Genomic DNA, 15,229 nt, shown 5'->3' on the forward strand with positions numbered 1-15,229 from the left:
TAGATGGATTCCTACGGATCGCGCCGGTGAGCTGTGTTTGCTCAAGGAATTCCGAATAGGCGATCCGTCGCCTACATACTGAGACCGCGCGAATAATGTCTTCGAGTGACATATTATGTCAAGCGTCACTTTTCATTTGGTGAATTTTTATAAAATTGCGCAAATGTCAGGTAAAAACCATAATGCAAGATTGGTCATCATCCGTTGACCTGACAGGAGGAATCGAACGCGTGACAGATAAAGAGGAAGTAGGCCGTCGCGAACGCAAGAAACTCATGCTGCGTGATGCCCTCATTAGCGCGGCATACGAGCTGTTTGCGGTGAAGGGTTTCGACGAGACACGGGTCGAAGACATTACTGAGCAGGTGGATGTGTCCACGCGAACGTTCTTCCGCTACTTCGCCTGCAAGGAAGATGTCGTACTCGACTATCAGGCAGCCGAACACGAGGACTTCATGGCGGCGCTTAGCCGACGCCCCGCCAGCGAGCCGGCCCTTACCGCTTTACACCACGCAGCCGTGGAGGTTGTCAGGTCATGCGAAAGTGGCTCGTACGGATTCGACGCGGACCGCTTCATGACGCTTCAAGAGTTGCTCAGAAGCCACCCGCTGGTACGTGCAAAGAACCTGCAGAACGGCGTGGAGCGGCGGGATTCGATCATCAAGCTGATCGCTCAGCGCATGGGCACCGACCCTACCGAGGATATCCGACCCAACGTACTGGCATGGGTCCTGGACTACGCCCATATCGCCGCACACGACCTTTGGAAGAGGAAAAAAGCTTCATCGGTGCCCTATTCCGATGTGCTGGACGAAATTTTCACCGTGATCGAGCAAGGCTTGAACTTCCCGGCGATCTTGCCTTCATGAACGCATCAGGCAAAAACCGTCCAGGGTAAGCGAACGGCAAACACACCTTGCGAGGCTGTTACCTCTGCGGTTCCGATGGTGGCTTGCTTCGCTTGTGCTTCTCCGTATCAGAGTGATCCGATTTGCTGCAAAGCAGGAAACAGAACAGCATTCTATGTGTCCACCAGCCAGCCTTCAGAAGCTCTGGAACGGCAAGGTGAACTACCCTGCGGAAATTCGGTAAATAGCAGCAAGGCGGCCTTGTAGATTCTGCCGTTAGACGCTATCTAAATCGGCGCGCCCAATGAACTGAACGCTTACCGCTTGTATCTCAGCCCAGGTATTGTGTCTGATAAGCACAGGTTGTCCGCATCTATTGCAGCGTTTAGCGATGAAATTGACAGAACCAGCACCGATGCCCTCGTCCCAGCCGATGCAGCCTTGCGGTGAAGTCAGTTTCAACCAGCCAACCGGCCTGCTGCCTCAAGATCGCGGTCTTTGACCAGTGCATGATCGAGAAAACGGCTGGCTTGTCGGTCCGCTTCGCTGGCGTTGCGCGTGCTTCCGCCCGGAAGCGAGCAGCCATCATTGGCTTTGGCTCGCGTTTAGGTTTTCCATGCGACCTTGCGGATCTGAATGAACAGATGTTATTGCTGTCGAGCCACAGCGAGAAAACTACTTGTCCATACCAGTTGGAAGACGGACCAGCTCTCCCCCCTCCTCCGGCAGGAACCCATATGCGCTGCCAACCCAGGATGAAACGTACTGCAGGAATGCATTTTGCTAGTTTTTTTCGATACGGCGAATGTGAATGACTTGCTGAAGCACCACTTCGATGGCTCAGCTGCTATCTACAACTGACTGTTAGCACGCTTCACCGGACGCGCCATGCTGGCCCTACCCACACCAGGCTGTATGCCGCAGCGACCGCTATCGTCGCCGCGATAAGTGCAATGATAACTCGGAAGAGGCGATGCAGGACTGTGCGCCGCCGATGGAGCTTGAAGTCAGACCACCAACCCACGAATCTGGTGCGGTCCCCGTGTTGAAGCCAGCGATGTTCAGCCCGTTCCCTACACTGCAGGCGTGGCGGGTGCGCTCTCTGAACGCCATTCAGACGGGGCATTCAGGGGCGGGTTTAGCGGCATGACCAACTGGCCTTAGGCGACACTCCCCCGCAACTCGATAAACTCAGGCTATTTTGACATAGCAGTCCGCAGTCGCTGCGCTTGCCTACAAGATCGGTGCCGTGCAACCCCCGCCTGACGTCATAGTGTCATCAGAGTCTCTCGACTTTAGCCTTTGGAACACTTGTCATGAACAGTATCACGATCCACGGAATTAGCGAGGGCCGAGGTGATTTTGCGCAGCGGTATCACGCTGATCGAGGACGACCCTTACCGCCACCTTATCGACAATGCGCCGCCACCGATCGCGACCCTTCTGGGGCGACGCAATGCTTATTACCTCGCCTCTTTGTCCAAGTGCCTGTGGCCGAGCCTGCGTACGTCGTTCGTCTTGCCACCGCACGGCGATGACGGACAGAATCTGCAGCTTAGCCTGCGCGCCACGAGCATGGGCTGTTCAGCTTTGTTGCTGGCGCTGGTGGAGCAATGGCTCAACAGCGGCGTGGCGAAGCATCTGGTGCAGGAAATCAAACGCGAAATGCGAGCGCGGCACGTGCTGGCTGGTAAGATGCTGTCCCACCCGTTTCATGCACACCCGACCGGCCTGCATCTATGGCTGGAACTGCCGGCGTATTGGAATCATGAATTGCTTAGCCACGCCCTGCGCGATCAAGGCGTAATTGTCGCAGGCGGAAACTCTTTCGCAGTGGACTCTCAGGCCCCCAATTGCCTGAGAATTTCATTGGGCGGCGCTGTGAATCAGGCCGAACTGGGCCGCGCGTTGCGCAAAATCGAAACACTTCTGAACCACGACCGACGCCGTGAATCCCGCGCTTTCGTTTCATTCAGCACGCCCGAAACACTCGGAGGTGTGTACCCTGGCAGGTGGGTGAGGAGCTGTTTCCACTTGCTTGACTTGCTATAAGGGTAGGCGCCCGTCCTTGAAGGATGAGAGAGTGGGTCCATTGCCTGTCTATTAGACAAATACATTAAAAATCAATAGACAACCACGGGGAGCCGTAATCCATCAGCGGCTCAAGGCATATTGGAGAGCATTATGGATCCCGGCTAGAACTCCACCTTTCCTCTGCCCGCCTTGATACCACTACGCCTGGCCTTCCCCTCCAGGCGGCGCGTTTTGGAACCGAGTGTCGGCTTGGTAGGCCGACGCTTCTTTTCAACCTTGCCTGCACTCACGATCAATTCGGTCAGACGCGTCAGCGCGTCAGCCCGGTTCTGCTCCTGGGTACGGTATTGCTGAGCCTTGATGATCAATACACCGTCCCCAGTGATGCGGCTGTCTCGCAATGCCAACAGTCGCCCTTTGTAGAACTCAGGCAATGAAGAAGCGGGAATGTCGAATCGCAAGTGCACGGCACTCGACACCTTGTTGACATTCTGCCCGCCTGCGCCCTGGGCGCGCACGTAGGTCAGTTCGACTTCAGCGTCCGGCAGTTGTACGGAATTGGAGATGGTCAGCATGAAGGGACCCTTATGATCGACCGCATTATCACAGCAATGGCCGCGCCTAAATAACGGTACTTGGTTATTCGATGGCTGGCCCTTGTGAAAGGTCAGTCGGGATCAGCCGCCAGGGCTCGTGCGACCTGCCCCTCCAGCGCTCAGTCTGCTTGAGCGCCACGAGAATATCCCTTGCTTGGATCAAGCTGCTCAGGTAGCCGGGCAAGATCGGAAACCAGCGCCAATGCCTCCTTCTGATACTGATCACGCCAGCACTGCGACCAGTCTGCAGGGCGACCTTGATCTTCCCACTGGCCCAGCGCCAGCCCATTACTGATCCCCCGCTCCACCTGCTATCACCCCCGCCCCTGATCCTTCACCCAATCGAGCATCCCACCTGGCACGATCAGCTCGTGTCGAGCCCTGGAACACGCCGTATACAACCCCGCCAGCAGCCGGGCGCGCTCGTTGCGGTTGCCTGTCACCTGTTGCGGCACCATCAGCTCTGGCGACACCATCACCCGCGCGAACTCCATGTTCCTCACATCCCGGACCCGTCCCAGGAACAGCTTGGGCGCCTTGTCCCAGCGGTAGCGGCTCTTGGCCTTGGCAAAATGCTGCGAGGTATACCCCTTGCCCAGCATCGAAGCCACGGCGATGAACGCCTTGTCGTCCCCTTTATGCTCGGCCAACGCCTGCCAGCTGGCGTACCGGAACAGCATCGGGTGCCGCGGCCGGGTGCCGTGGCGGTACAGTTCGATGCAGTCTTCGACGAACAGCTCGAAGTCCTTGCGTGCCCCGTGCAGCATCACGAACGCAACGCCAAGGTGCGTCAGGCGCTGGAACCAACCGAACAGGCCCCACTCATCCTCGACGATCAAGGCCGTGGGCTGCTGGGGCACGGTCACGCTGTCGAAGAAACTGACGCGTGTGTAATGCTCGGCACTGCCGCTGAACGCGGCCTGGATGGCAGCCGGATGCGCTTGAATCAATGGGTTGAGCACATTGTCCATGGCCGGCCCGACCCGCAATGAATGGTCGATGTAGCGTTGACGAATGAACCCACCATGATGGGCGCTAAGGCCATTGAGGTTCTGCAACTCGTCACCCAGCGCAATCACCGATTGTGGGCTACGGTCGAGCACCTCGAGCATGGGCGCTGACAATTCGTGGGCTTCGTCCACGATGACGTGGGTATATCGCGCATCGATCAGGTAGCCGGTCAGGGCAAGCAATTTGACCCGGTGATAATCGCGCAGCGGCAACTGAATATCCCTGGCCGGGGGGCGGATCAGCGCCTGCCAGTAAAGGCGCGCCGTTTCGAGCAGCACGTGCTGGTCCAGCGGCGTGATACCCGGTACGGACGACGGCAAATGGTGCAAGTCAATCTGCGCGTCGCCACTGTGGCAAAAGGCGCGCACCGCGCGTACGCACACGCCCACCACGTCGACGGCGGCCAGCGGCCCGACGTCGGGCAAGCCGAGCCAGCGCACGATCTGCGCCTCCTGCGGTCGCCAGGACTGCCGGGTACGGTACGGGTCACGCAATCGCCAGCCGGTGCGGGTCAGATCGCGGTTCAAGAGCTCATCGGCCAGTTGCCCGAATGTCATGGCCGTGTAGGCCTTGGCATCCTTTACCCGCGCCTGCAGCGCCCGCAATTGCCCCTCGGTCAGGGCCAGCAGCAAGGTGCGCTGCGGATCGAGCAACCTGGCGAACTGATGAATCAGAAAGGTCTTGCCGGTGCCTGCAAAACCCTGCACCGCCACCGATTCGTCCACCCCGCTGAGAAATTCACGCAACAGACGGTTTTGCTGATCACTGAGTCTAAGATCGCTGGCCAGCGACGGCAGGTGTACGGCATGCAGGGGCGTGACGCGCTGACGGTACAGGTCGGCGAACTGGTAGTTCCACTGTCCCTGATCGTCCAGTAACTCGTCCGGCGAATGAGTAACCTCAGGCGACAACAGCGCAACACCATTTTCGCCCAGCATGCCCAGGCCCATGGCGAACACTTCGCGGTCGAATTGCTGCTGCACCTGCCCCTGAAAACGCCCGGGCGCTGCCTGCTCGACCTGCTGGGCAATGCGCAGCACCTCGGCGAAGCGCCGCTCCTGGGCGTCGGCCGTGAGCGGCGCCCGTTGACTGGCCAGACGCTGGACAAACAGCACGGCAGCCGCTTGCAGCACACTGGCAGAGACAAGTGGATCGGCACAGGTGCCGGCGGCGAGGTTGTCGGCCTGGTCACTGGGCAAAGGCAGGTAGAACATCGGCACCTCAGACGTTTATCAGGGCGGCACGATAGCAACTTTATCGCCCTGATGCAGGCACCAAACACCCGAGGACCGTCCTGCCGTAATGCGGGGGCTGCTCAACCCTTGGCGCGCCGCAGCGTGTCGCTGGGAAGTTCCTTGAACAAATGCTTGTAACTGTTTGAAAACCTTCCTAAATGCCAGAATGACCACCGCATCGCTACTTCGGCCACGGTGCCGCTGGCCCCATTGAGCAGATCCCGCCGGGCGCCGTTCAGGCGTCTTAGCCGCAACCAGTGCGCAGGGGTCATCCCTGTGAAGGCCTTGAATGCCTGCTGCAACTGGCGCAGCGAAACGCCTGCAACGCTGGCCAGCTCGACCAGGTTCAGGGTCTGTTCGGGGCAATCGGCGGCCCAGTCACTGACACGGCGCATGATGGCCCTTGCCTCCCCCCGCTGCCCCAGTGCCACGCCCTGCAGGCGCTGGCAGGCGTTGTCCAGAATGAAAAGGCAATCCTGCAGCAGTTGCTCGGCCAGGGCTTGCCCCTGCACACAACCCTGTGATTGCCCCAGGTGGGTGAGCGTGGCGCTGAGCCAACTGCCGAACAGCGCCGTTTGCCCGCTGCCCAGTGGCACCATGAACAGGCCATCAAGGCGTTCGAGGTTAAGCCCATGGCTGAGCAGGAAGGCCTGCTCGAACACCACGGCCACTTCCTGGTAGTGCTCGGGGGTGATCCAGATGTTGCGAGTGTGCTCATTGAGCAGATACAGGTTGTTCTCGCTTCGGTCGAAGCAGAAGGTCAGCGAGCCCGGAGGCGGTCGAAAGAATTGTTCCACCCGGGTGTTGAGCCGCTCTTCGTACACCTGCAGCCCGTCCAGTCCCAGACAGCGAAGCTCGCCGCTGAAATGACCCGGCGACATTTGCCGGTAGTGCTGCTGCCACCCAGGTGTGACGCGGATCTGCTCAGTGACATCGTGAGTGTGGTAAGCCTGGACCTGCAAGGCATCTGCGGTATTCACGCGACATCCTTTGTGCACTCTTATGGTGCATTCGACAGCGTAGAAAGTGGATAGATCGTAGCCGGGACTGCGACCAAGATAGTCGCCAGCGCGTCGACTGGGAAGCCAATGCCTGTTCACCTGTGATGCCGCGCACTCACCGATAACCTCAAGAGGTCCGTATGAACGCCCCCTTCGATCAGCTGTCCGCCTGGCTGAAAGAGCACCGCATCACCGAGGTCGAATGCGTCATCAGCGACTTGACCGGCATCGCCCGCGGCAAGATCGCCCCTACCGCCAAGTTCCTGCACGAACGGGGCATGCGCCTGCCCGAGAGCGTACTGTTGCAGACCGTCACCGGCGACTATGTCGACGATGACATCTATTACAGCCTGCTCGATGCGGCCGACATCGACATGATCTGCCGGCCTGACCCCAGTGCGGTGTACCAAATTCCCTGGGCCATCGAGCCGACCGCCATCGTGATCCATGACACTTTCGACAAACAGGGCAACCCGATCGAGCTGTCACCTAGAAACGTTCTCAAGAAAGTGCTGCAACTGTATGCCGATAAAGGCTGGCAACCCATCGTGGCCCCTGAGATGGAGTTCTACCTCACCCAGCGCTGCGAAGACCCGGACCTGCCATTGCAGGTGCCGCTGGGCCGCTCCGGGCGTGCCGAGAGTGGGCGCCAGTCGTTCTCCATCGACGCGGCCAACGAGTTCGACCCCTTGTTCGAGGACGTCTATGACTGGTGCGAACTGCAGGGGCTGGACCTGGACACCCTGATCCATGAAGACGGCCCGGCGCAGATGGAGATCAATTTCCGCCACGGTGACGCGCTTGACCTGGCCGACCAGATCACAGTGTTCAAGCGCACCATGCGCGAAGCGGCCCTCAAGCACAACGTGGCGGCCACGTTCATGGCCAAGCCCATCACCGATGAACCCGGCAGTGCCATGCACCTGCACCAAAGCGTGCTCGACGTTGCCACGGGCAAGCCGGTGTTCGCCAACGAGGATGGGAGCATGAGCCAGTTGTTCCTGCACCACATCGGCGGTCTGCAACGGTACATACCCAAGTTGTTGCCGATGTTCGCCCCCAACGTCAATTCGTTCCGCCGGTTCCTGCCGGACACCTCCGCCCCGGTCAACGTCGAGTGGGGCGAAGAGAACCGCACCGCGGGCCTGCGCGTTCCCACGTCCACGCCCGAGTCGATGCGCGTGGAAAACCGCTTGCCGGGCGCAGATGCCAACCCTTACCTGGCCATCGCCGCCAGCCTGCTGTGCGGCTATCTGGGCATGGTCGAGCAGATCGACCCCAGCGCGCCGGTCCAGGGCCGGGCTTACGAACGGCGCAACCTGCGCTTGCCGATCACCATCGAGGATGCGCTGCAGCACATGGAAGACTGCCAGACCGTGCAACAGTACCTGGGCAAGTCATTCGTGCAGGGCTACGTGGCGGTCAAGCGCGCCGAGCATGAGAACTACAAGCGCGTCATCAGCTCATGGGAGCGCGAGTTCCTGATGCTGAGCGTCTGATCCTGCAGGGGCCGCAGCGCGGCCCCTTAGCACCGCACACCCACAACAATGCCAACGAGGTGTCGTCATGCATTACCTGAAAGCCCTGATCCCTTCTGCATTCACCCTGTTGTTCGCGGCCACCAGCCAGGCAGCGCCGACGGTCAGCGTGTACAACTGGACCGATTATGTCGGTGACACGACGCTGGCGGACTTTCAGGCCAGCACCGGTATCAAGGTGGTGTACGACGTGTTCGACTCCAATGAGACCCTCGAAGGCAAGCTGCTGGCAGGTCGCACCGGCTATGACGTGGTAGTGCCGTCCAACCATTTCCTGGCACGCCAGGCTCAGGCGGGTGCCTTCCTGCCGCTCGATCGCAGCAAGCTGACCAACTGGCAGCACCTGGACCCCAAGCTGCTCAAACTGCTGGAGCAGAACGATCCCGGTAACCGCTATGCAGTGCCCTACCTATGGGGGACTAACGGCATCGGCTACAACGTGGACAAGGTCAAGGCAGCCTTGGGCATCGATCGGGTGGACTCCTGGGCGGTGCTGTTCGAGCCCGAGAACCTCAAGAAACTCAAGCAGTGCGGCGTGGCCTTCATGGACTCGCCCGATGAGCTGTTCCCGGCCATGCTCAACTACCTGGGCATGGACCCGCGCAGCGAGAACGCAGCGGACTATCCCAAGGCCGAGGCGCGCCTGCTGGCCCTGCGGCCCTATATCACCTACTTCCATTCCTCCAAGTACGTCTCGGACCTGGCCAACGGCAACATCTGCATCGCCTTTGGCTATTCGGGCGATGTGTTCCAGGCTGCCAACCGCGCGGCAGAGGCCAACAATGGTGTGAAGATCGCCTACAGCATCCCCAAGGAGGGCAGCAACCTGTGGTTCGACCTGCTGGCCATCCCCAAGGATGCCAACAACCCCGAGCAGGCCCTGGCCTTCATCAACTACCTGCTCGACCCACAGGTGATCGCCAAGGTCAGCGCGACGGTCGGTTATGCCAATGCCAACCCTGATGCCAAGGCATTCATGGACGCGGCGTTGGTGAACAACCCCGAGGTCTACCCACCCCAGCAGGTGCTGGACAAGTTGTACATCTCTACGACACAAAGCCCGAAGATCATGCGCCTGATGACGCGCGCCTGGACCAAGATCAAGTCCAATCGCTGAGTGAGCCTTACCCATGCCTTTATCTGCCGAACATGCCGCGTCCTACTATGCGGCCACTGCCCGTGACACAACCCGCTATCCGTACCTCGACGGCGAAGTCGATGCCGATGTGTGCGTCGTCGGCGGCGGCCTGACAGGGGTCAACACCGCACTGGAACTCGCCGAGCGCGGCCTGTCGGTGGTGCTGCTCGAAGGCCGGCGCGTAGGTTGGGGTGCCAGCGGGCGCAATGGTGGCCAACTGATCCGTGGCATCGGCCATGACGTCAACGGCTTTGCCCGGTACGTGGGCCAGGATGGCGTGCGGTATCTGAAGCAGGCAGGCATCGACTCGGTGGCCCTGGTGGCGGAGCGCATCGCCCGCCACGGCATAGAATGCGACCTGCGCTGGGGCTTCTGCGAGCTGGCCAATACCCCCGCCCAGTTCGCTGCCTTTGCCGCCGAACAGCAGGAGCTGACGGCCTTGGGCTACCAGCCTCACACCTACCGGGTGCCGGCAGAGCGCCTGCGCGAAGTGGTTGGCAGCGACCGTTATGCAGGCGGCATGGTAGACATGGGCTCAGGGCACCTGCACCCACTGGATCTGGTGCAGGGCGAAGCCCGAGCGGCACAGTCCCTGGGTGTGCAGATATTTGAACAGAGCCCGGTGCTGCGCATTGACCATGGCTCCACCGTGACGGTGCACACCGCGCACGGCAAGGTGCGCGCTGCCAGCCTGGTACTGGGTTGCAATGCCCACCTTGAGGGCCTGGAGCCCAGGCTCAGCGGCAAGGTGCTGCCAGCGGGCAGCTACGTGGTCGTGACCGAGCCACTGGAGGAAACGGTCGCAATGTCGCTCATTCCCCAGGACATGGCCTTGTGTGATCAGAAAGTGGGGCTGGACTACTACCGCCTGACCGCCGACCGGCGCTTGCTGTTCGGCGGTGCCTGCCACTACTCCGGGCGCGATCCCCGCGATATCGCCGCGTACATGCGGCCCAAGATGCTGCGCGTGTTCCCGCAGTTGGGCGAAGTGCGCATCGACTATCAATGGGGCGGCATGATCGGCATCACGGCCAACCGCTTCCCACAGGTCGGGCGACTGCATGATCACCCCAACGTCTACTATGCCCAGGGTTATTCGGGCCATGGGCTGAACGTCACACATTGGACGGCCAGGCTGCTTGCCCAGAGCATCGCGCTGGGGCAAAGCAAGGGGCTGGATGTGTTCAGCGCCGTGCCCCACCTCACGTTCCCCGGCGGAAGAGCGCTGCGCTCGCCCCTGCTGGCCCTTGGCATGTTGTGGTACCGGCTGCGCGAGGCCCTGGGGTGAAGACGTTCAGGTACAGGCCATGGGCCATGTGGTAGTCTGCGCCCCTTGAAATGCGTGGTCGCGCCGACCATGCCAAAAGGAAGCGGGCCACCCGGCCCAGGCCAGATCAGGACCCCTCCCATGCTGTTTCACAAGAACATCAACGCCCTGCGGGCATTGGCCGTCGTATCGGTCGTGCTGTACCACTTCAAGATCCCGGGGTTCTCGGCTGGGTTTCTCGGCGTGGATGTGTTCTTCGTGATTTCGGGCTACCTGATGACCCGGATCATCGTGAGCGGCCTGCACAAGCAGCAGTTCTCGCTGATCGGTTTCTACGCGGCCAGGGCCAGGCGAATCATTCCGGCGCTGCTGGGGTTGTGCATCGCCCTGGCAGTATTCGGGTATTTCTTCCTGGCAACGGAGGACTACCGGGAGTTGCTGCGCACCAGCAAGGAAAGCCTGCTGTTCACGTCCAACCATTATTTCGCCCGTGACGGCAGTTATTTCGATGCACCGCTTCAGGAAAACTGGCTGCTGCACACCTGGTCGCTGTCGGTGGAGTGGCAGTTCTACCTGATCTACCCAGTGATCGTGATGGGCCTGCACAAGGTGTGCGCACCGCCTACGTTCAAGCGGCTTGTGTTAGCGCTGGGTGCCGGTTCGCTGATGTTCTCGGCGCTCTACAGCCCAGGCCATCCGGTCGCATCGTTCTTCCTGCTGCCCACCCGGGCCTGGGAAATGCTCGCCGGTGGGCTGGTGTTCCTGTATCCGCTCGCGCTTTCGCCCAGGGCGGCGGCACTGTGCGAAGGCCTGGGCCTTGCACTGATTGCGGGCGCCCTGGCACTGCTGCCCCACGACGCTACCTGGCCGGGTTACCTGGCCCTGATACCGGTGATCGGCACCCTGCTGGTGATCCACGCCAATGCCAACAGCCTGTTCGCACGCAACCGGGCGCTGGCATTTCTGGGCAAGACGTCTTATTCGATCTACCTCTGGCATTGGCCATTGGTGGTGTTGCTCTATACCTGCGGGCTGCTGCAAGACTGGCGCGCGGTGACCTGTGCGGTGCTGTTGTCGGTTGCGCTGGGCGCGGCGTCCTATGGGTTGATCGAAAGCAGGACACGCGCCCTCAAGCGCCCGGTACTGGGCCTTGCCCGTTACGCAGGCATGGGCCTGGTGTGGGTGGCGGCGGCAGGGGCCGTGGCCTCGGCAATCAAGCACAACCCGCAACTGCGCTGGGCCCACGATGACGGCAAGCCGGAGTACGACAGCAAGCTGTACGCACAGCACTGCGACACCAATCCGTACGGGGCCGCACAGTGCGTGTTGGGCAGCGGCGATATCTCGGCCCTGCTACTGGGCGACAGCCATGCCCAATCCACCGCTGCGGCCTTGATGCTGGAAAACCCCGGCGCGGCGATGGGCTGGGCACGGGCCGGCTGCCCTACCCTGATCGACTTCGAAATGGGCGACAAGGACGTCGAGCAGCACTGCAAAGCCTTCAACGCCGACAAGTTCGCCCAACTGGCCACGGACTACCCTGGCGTACCCTTGTTCCTGTTCAGCCGCGCAGCGCTGTATACCGACCAGCGCCGGCACAGTGGCTATAGCGTCTACTTCAACGGCGACAAGCACCAAAGCGGCCCGGAATTCGAACGGCAGTTCATCCAGACCTACACCCAAACGGTGTGCATGCTGGCACAAAATCGCCCGGTGTACATCGTCAAGCCGGTGCCGGAAATGCCGTTCAGTGTCTATAAGGGCCTGACCCTGCAGCACCGGCTTCTAGGCATGAACAGCGACATCGTCACGCCTGTGAGCGATTACCAGGCCCGCAACCGCCTGGCCCTGGAAGCCATCGAGACGGCGGCCGAACGCTGCCATGCAGGTATCGTTGACCCGGTGCCCTACCTCTGCCCGGACGGCAAGTGCATGGGTTCCAAGGACGGCAGGCCGCTGTATTTCGATGACAACCACTTGATTGACGCTGGCAACGAACAACTCAAGGGCCTGTTCAAACAGGCCATGCACAGCAGCCCGGGTTCGACTGCCCTGCGCTGAAGCGCAGGGTGCTCAACACTCCACGAACGCAACGGCCAGGCCGCCGCGAGAAGTTTCCTTGTAGTTGGCGTGCATGTCCGCACCGGTGTCGCGCATGGTGCGGATGACGCGGTCCAGGGAAATGAAGTGGTCCCCGTCACCGCGCAGCGCCATTTGCACGGCGTTGATCGCCTTGACCGCGGCGATGGCATTGCGCTCGATGCAGGGCACCTGAACGAGGCCGCCGACCGGGTCACAGGTCAGGCCCAGGTTGTGCTCCAGCGCAATTTCAGCGGCATTTTCCAGCTGCGGGGGCGTAGCGCCCAGCAGCTGCGCCAGGCCTGCGGCTGCCATCGAGCACGCTGAGCCCACCTCGCCCTGGCAGCCCACCTCGGCACCGGAAATTGACGCATTCTTCTTGCACAGGATGCCCACGGCCGCAGCCGCCAGGAGGAAATCCACCACGTCGTCATCGCAGGCGCCGGGGTTGAATTTCATGAAGTAGTGCAACACGGCCGGGATGATGCCGGCCGCGCCATTGGTGGGTGCGGTGACCATGCGCCCACCGGCGGCATTCTCTTCATTGACCGCCAAGGCGAACAGGTTGACCCACTCCATGGCGCTCAAGGTAGAGCCGATGACATTGGGCTTGCCCAGCTCCTGCAAGCTGCGATGCAGCTTGGCCGCCCGGCGCTTGACCTGCAAGCCGCCCGGCAATACGCCCTCGTTGCGCAGCCCATTGTCGACGCACTCGCGCATGGCCGCCCAGATGCGCAACAGCCCGTCGCGCACCTGCGCCTGGGGCCGCCACGCGCATTCGTTAGCCATCATCAACTGCGCAACGCTCAGGCCATGCTGGCTACACAGCGCCAGCAGCTCGGCTGCGCTGTCGAACTCGTAAGGCAGCGTGACGGTTGGCGACAGGCCCACCGGCGCGGTCAGCTCGGCCTCCTCGACAATGAACCCGCCGCCTACCGAATAGTAGGTCTGGTGCAGCAGGCTGGCCTGCTGGTCGAACGCCTCCAGGCGCATGGCGTTGGGGTGATAGGGCAGGTTTTCATCGAGCAACAGCAGGTCGCGGGCGTAGTCGAACGCCACAGGATGGCTGCCGTCGAGCATCAGGCAATGCTCCTGCAGCACCTGGCCGATGCGCGCATCGATGCTGGCAGGATCGATGCGGTCTGGCCACTGTCCCATCAGGCCCAGCAGGCAAGCCCGATCGGTGGCATGGCCCACGCCGGTGGCCGACAACGAGCCATACAGGCGTACTTCGACACGCTGGGTGCTGTTGAGCAAGCCTTGCTCGCGCAGCGCTTGGGCAAACGTGGCGGCGGCGCGCATGGGTCCCACCGTATGCGAACTGGAAGGGCCGATGCCGATTTTGAAAAGGTCGAAAACACTGATAGCCATGCTAATACCTGACGGGCGGTTGCTGCTGCCAAAACACCCAACACCTGAAGACCTCGGGCGCACAGGCCCGTTTCGCGAGATACTGCGCGCCTGTGCTACAAATGACCAACGAAACTTCCTAAGCCAGCCTTTAGCAGGACTAAACCATGAGACGCCAACTGACAGGGCAAGCCTTTGTCTGGCTGCACGTGTTCGCCTGTGCCGCCCGCCACCTGTCGTTCACCCGCTGCGCCGAAGAGCTGCATATCACCCCCGGGGCCGTAAGCCAGCAGATGCGCCAACTGGAGGAGCGCCTGGGTTATCGGCTGTTCCTGCGCCGCGCCCGTGGCGTGGAACTGAGCGCCGAAGGCCAGCGCCTGGCTCAGACGGTGGCGGACGCCTATGGCAGCATCGAGGCAGAACTGGTGCGCCTGGATGCAGGTGAAATACGCGGCACCGTACGGGTGCGCTCGATCCCCTCGTTCCTGGCCAAGTGGCTGACCCCGCGGCTGTCACGTTTCCAGCAACGCTACCCAGACATCGAGCTGCGGCTGGTGGCCGAGGACAGCGCACAGGCCCTGACGCCTGGGGATTTTGACCTGGCGATCGACCTCAACGACGGCAGCTACCCCGGCATGCTGTCGACGCCGCTTCTGGCCGAGCAGATCTTCCCGGTCTGCTCCCCGGCCCTGCTGCGTGGGCGTCCCCCGCTGCACGGGCCAGCGGACTTGATGCACTACCCGTTGCTGCACGACATCACGGCCTGGCGAGGCAGCTCGGAATATGCCGAATGGGAGTTCTACCTGGAAGGCATCGGCGCGCCGGCGCAACCCGTACGGCGTGGCCACACCTTCAACCGCAACCACTTGACCATCGAGGCGGCCATTGCGGGCCTTGGCGTGGCCATTGCCCGGCGTACCCTGCTCAACGACGAATTGGAGCGCGGCGCGCTGATCGTGCCATTCGGGGTCGCCATCCCCAACCACAAGCGCTACGTGGTGCACTACCCGCCTGGCGGGTTGAACCAGCCCGGCGCACGTGCGGTACACGACTGGCTGGTGGCAGAGGCGCAGGCGTTTCGAGAATTGCATCCCCTGACTGGCGCACCGCAAGATCTGTAGCGCAAAACACC

11 protein-coding genes are annotated in these 15,229 nt (G+C 61.4%); 7 read left to right on the top strand and 4 right to left on the bottom strand.

Annotation, left to right across the window (positions count from 1 at the left end; all coding sequences use genetic code 11):
• Positions 1 to 182 precede the first annotated feature (182 nt).
• Entirely contained in the window at positions 183 to 869 is a 687-nt protein-coding gene (locus CWR53_RS10700; protein WP_241493102.1) for a TetR family transcriptional regulator, read from the top strand.
• Between the two features lie 1,335 nt (positions 870 to 2,204).
• Complete coding sequence (locus CWR53_RS10705; RefSeq protein ID WP_058604618.1) at positions 2,205 to 2,900, top strand: aminotransferase class I/II-fold pyridoxal phosphate-dependent enzyme; 696 nt, start codon at positions 2,205 to 2,207, stop codon at positions 2,898 to 2,900.
• A gap of 143 nt (positions 2,901 to 3,043) precedes the next feature.
• On the opposite strand, the gene arfB is transcribed toward CWR53_RS10705, so the two are convergent.
• The 3 genes from arfB to CWR53_RS10720 all read right to left on the bottom strand — a co-directional run bounded on the left by arfB (position 3,044) and on the right by CWR53_RS10720 (position 6,704).
• Positions 3,044 to 3,457: an alternative ribosome rescue aminoacyl-tRNA hydrolase ArfB gene (gene arfB / locus CWR53_RS10710; RefSeq protein ID WP_058604619.1), complete on the bottom strand. Its 414-nt coding sequence runs from the start codon at positions 3,455 to 3,457 to the stop codon at positions 3,044 to 3,046.
• 335 nt (positions 3,458 to 3,792) lie between these two features.
• Positions 3,793 to 5,703 carry an AAA family ATPase gene (locus CWR53_RS10715; protein ID WP_100851481.1) on the bottom strand — a complete coding sequence of 637 codons (1,911 nt, stop codon included), beginning with the start codon at positions 5,701 to 5,703 and terminating at the stop codon, positions 3,793 to 3,795.
• A gap of 101 nt (positions 5,704 to 5,804) precedes the next feature.
• Positions 5,805 to 6,704, bottom strand: a complete 900-nt coding sequence (locus tag CWR53_RS10720; protein ID WP_058604622.1) for a helix-turn-helix domain-containing protein — start codon at positions 6,702 to 6,704, stop codon at positions 5,805 to 5,807.
• Between the two features lie 161 nt (positions 6,705 to 6,865).
• Between CWR53_RS10720 and CWR53_RS10725 the strand changes: the two genes are divergently transcribed.
• The 4 genes from CWR53_RS10725 (at position 6,866) to CWR53_RS10740 (ending at position 12,729) form a co-directional block, all read left to right on the top strand.
• Positions 6,866 to 8,224: a glutamine synthetase family protein gene (locus CWR53_RS10725; RefSeq protein ID WP_058604623.1), complete on the top strand. Its 1,359-nt coding sequence runs from the start codon at positions 6,866 to 6,868 to the stop codon at positions 8,222 to 8,224.
• Between the two features lie 67 nt (positions 8,225 to 8,291).
• Positions 8,292 to 9,380 carry a polyamine ABC transporter substrate-binding protein gene (locus tag CWR53_RS10730; RefSeq protein ID WP_058604624.1) on the top strand — a complete coding sequence of 363 codons (1,089 nt, stop codon included), beginning with the start codon at positions 8,292 to 8,294 and terminating at the stop codon, positions 9,378 to 9,380.
• A gap of 13 nt (positions 9,381 to 9,393) precedes the next feature.
• The gene (locus CWR53_RS10735; RefSeq protein ID WP_058604625.1) at positions 9,394 to 10,689 is read left to right on the top strand and encodes an FAD-binding oxidoreductase; all 1,296 of its coding nucleotides are present in this window, start codon (positions 9,394 to 9,396) and stop codon (positions 10,687 to 10,689) included.
• 120 nt (positions 10,690 to 10,809) lie between these two features.
• Positions 10,810 to 12,729 (top strand): acyltransferase family protein, encoded by a 1,920-nt coding sequence (locus CWR53_RS10740; protein ID WP_100851482.1) that lies wholly within the window; start codon positions 10,810 to 10,812, stop codon positions 12,727 to 12,729.
• A 12-nt stretch (positions 12,730 to 12,741) separates the two neighbouring features.
• Here the strand turns inward: CWR53_RS10740 and CWR53_RS10745 are convergent, their stop codons facing one another.
• Complete coding sequence (locus CWR53_RS10745) at positions 12,742 to 14,118, bottom strand: L-serine ammonia-lyase (protein ID WP_100851483.1); 1,377 nt, start codon at positions 14,116 to 14,118, stop codon at positions 12,742 to 12,744.
• 146 nt (positions 14,119 to 14,264) lie between these two features.
• Here CWR53_RS10745 and CWR53_RS10750 point away from each other — a divergent pair, with 146 nt between their 5' ends.
• The gene (locus tag CWR53_RS10750; protein ID WP_100851484.1) at positions 14,265 to 15,218 is read left to right on the top strand and encodes a LysR substrate-binding domain-containing protein; all 954 of its coding nucleotides are present in this window, start codon (positions 14,265 to 14,267) and stop codon (positions 15,216 to 15,218) included.
• Positions 15,219 to 15,229: the final 11 nt, after the last annotated feature.

The organism is Pseudomonas sp. SGAir0191, from assembly GCF_002812565.2.
GTDB classification, from domain to species: Bacteria; Pseudomonadota; Gammaproteobacteria; order Pseudomonadales; family Pseudomonadaceae; genus Aquipseudomonas; species Aquipseudomonas parafulva_B.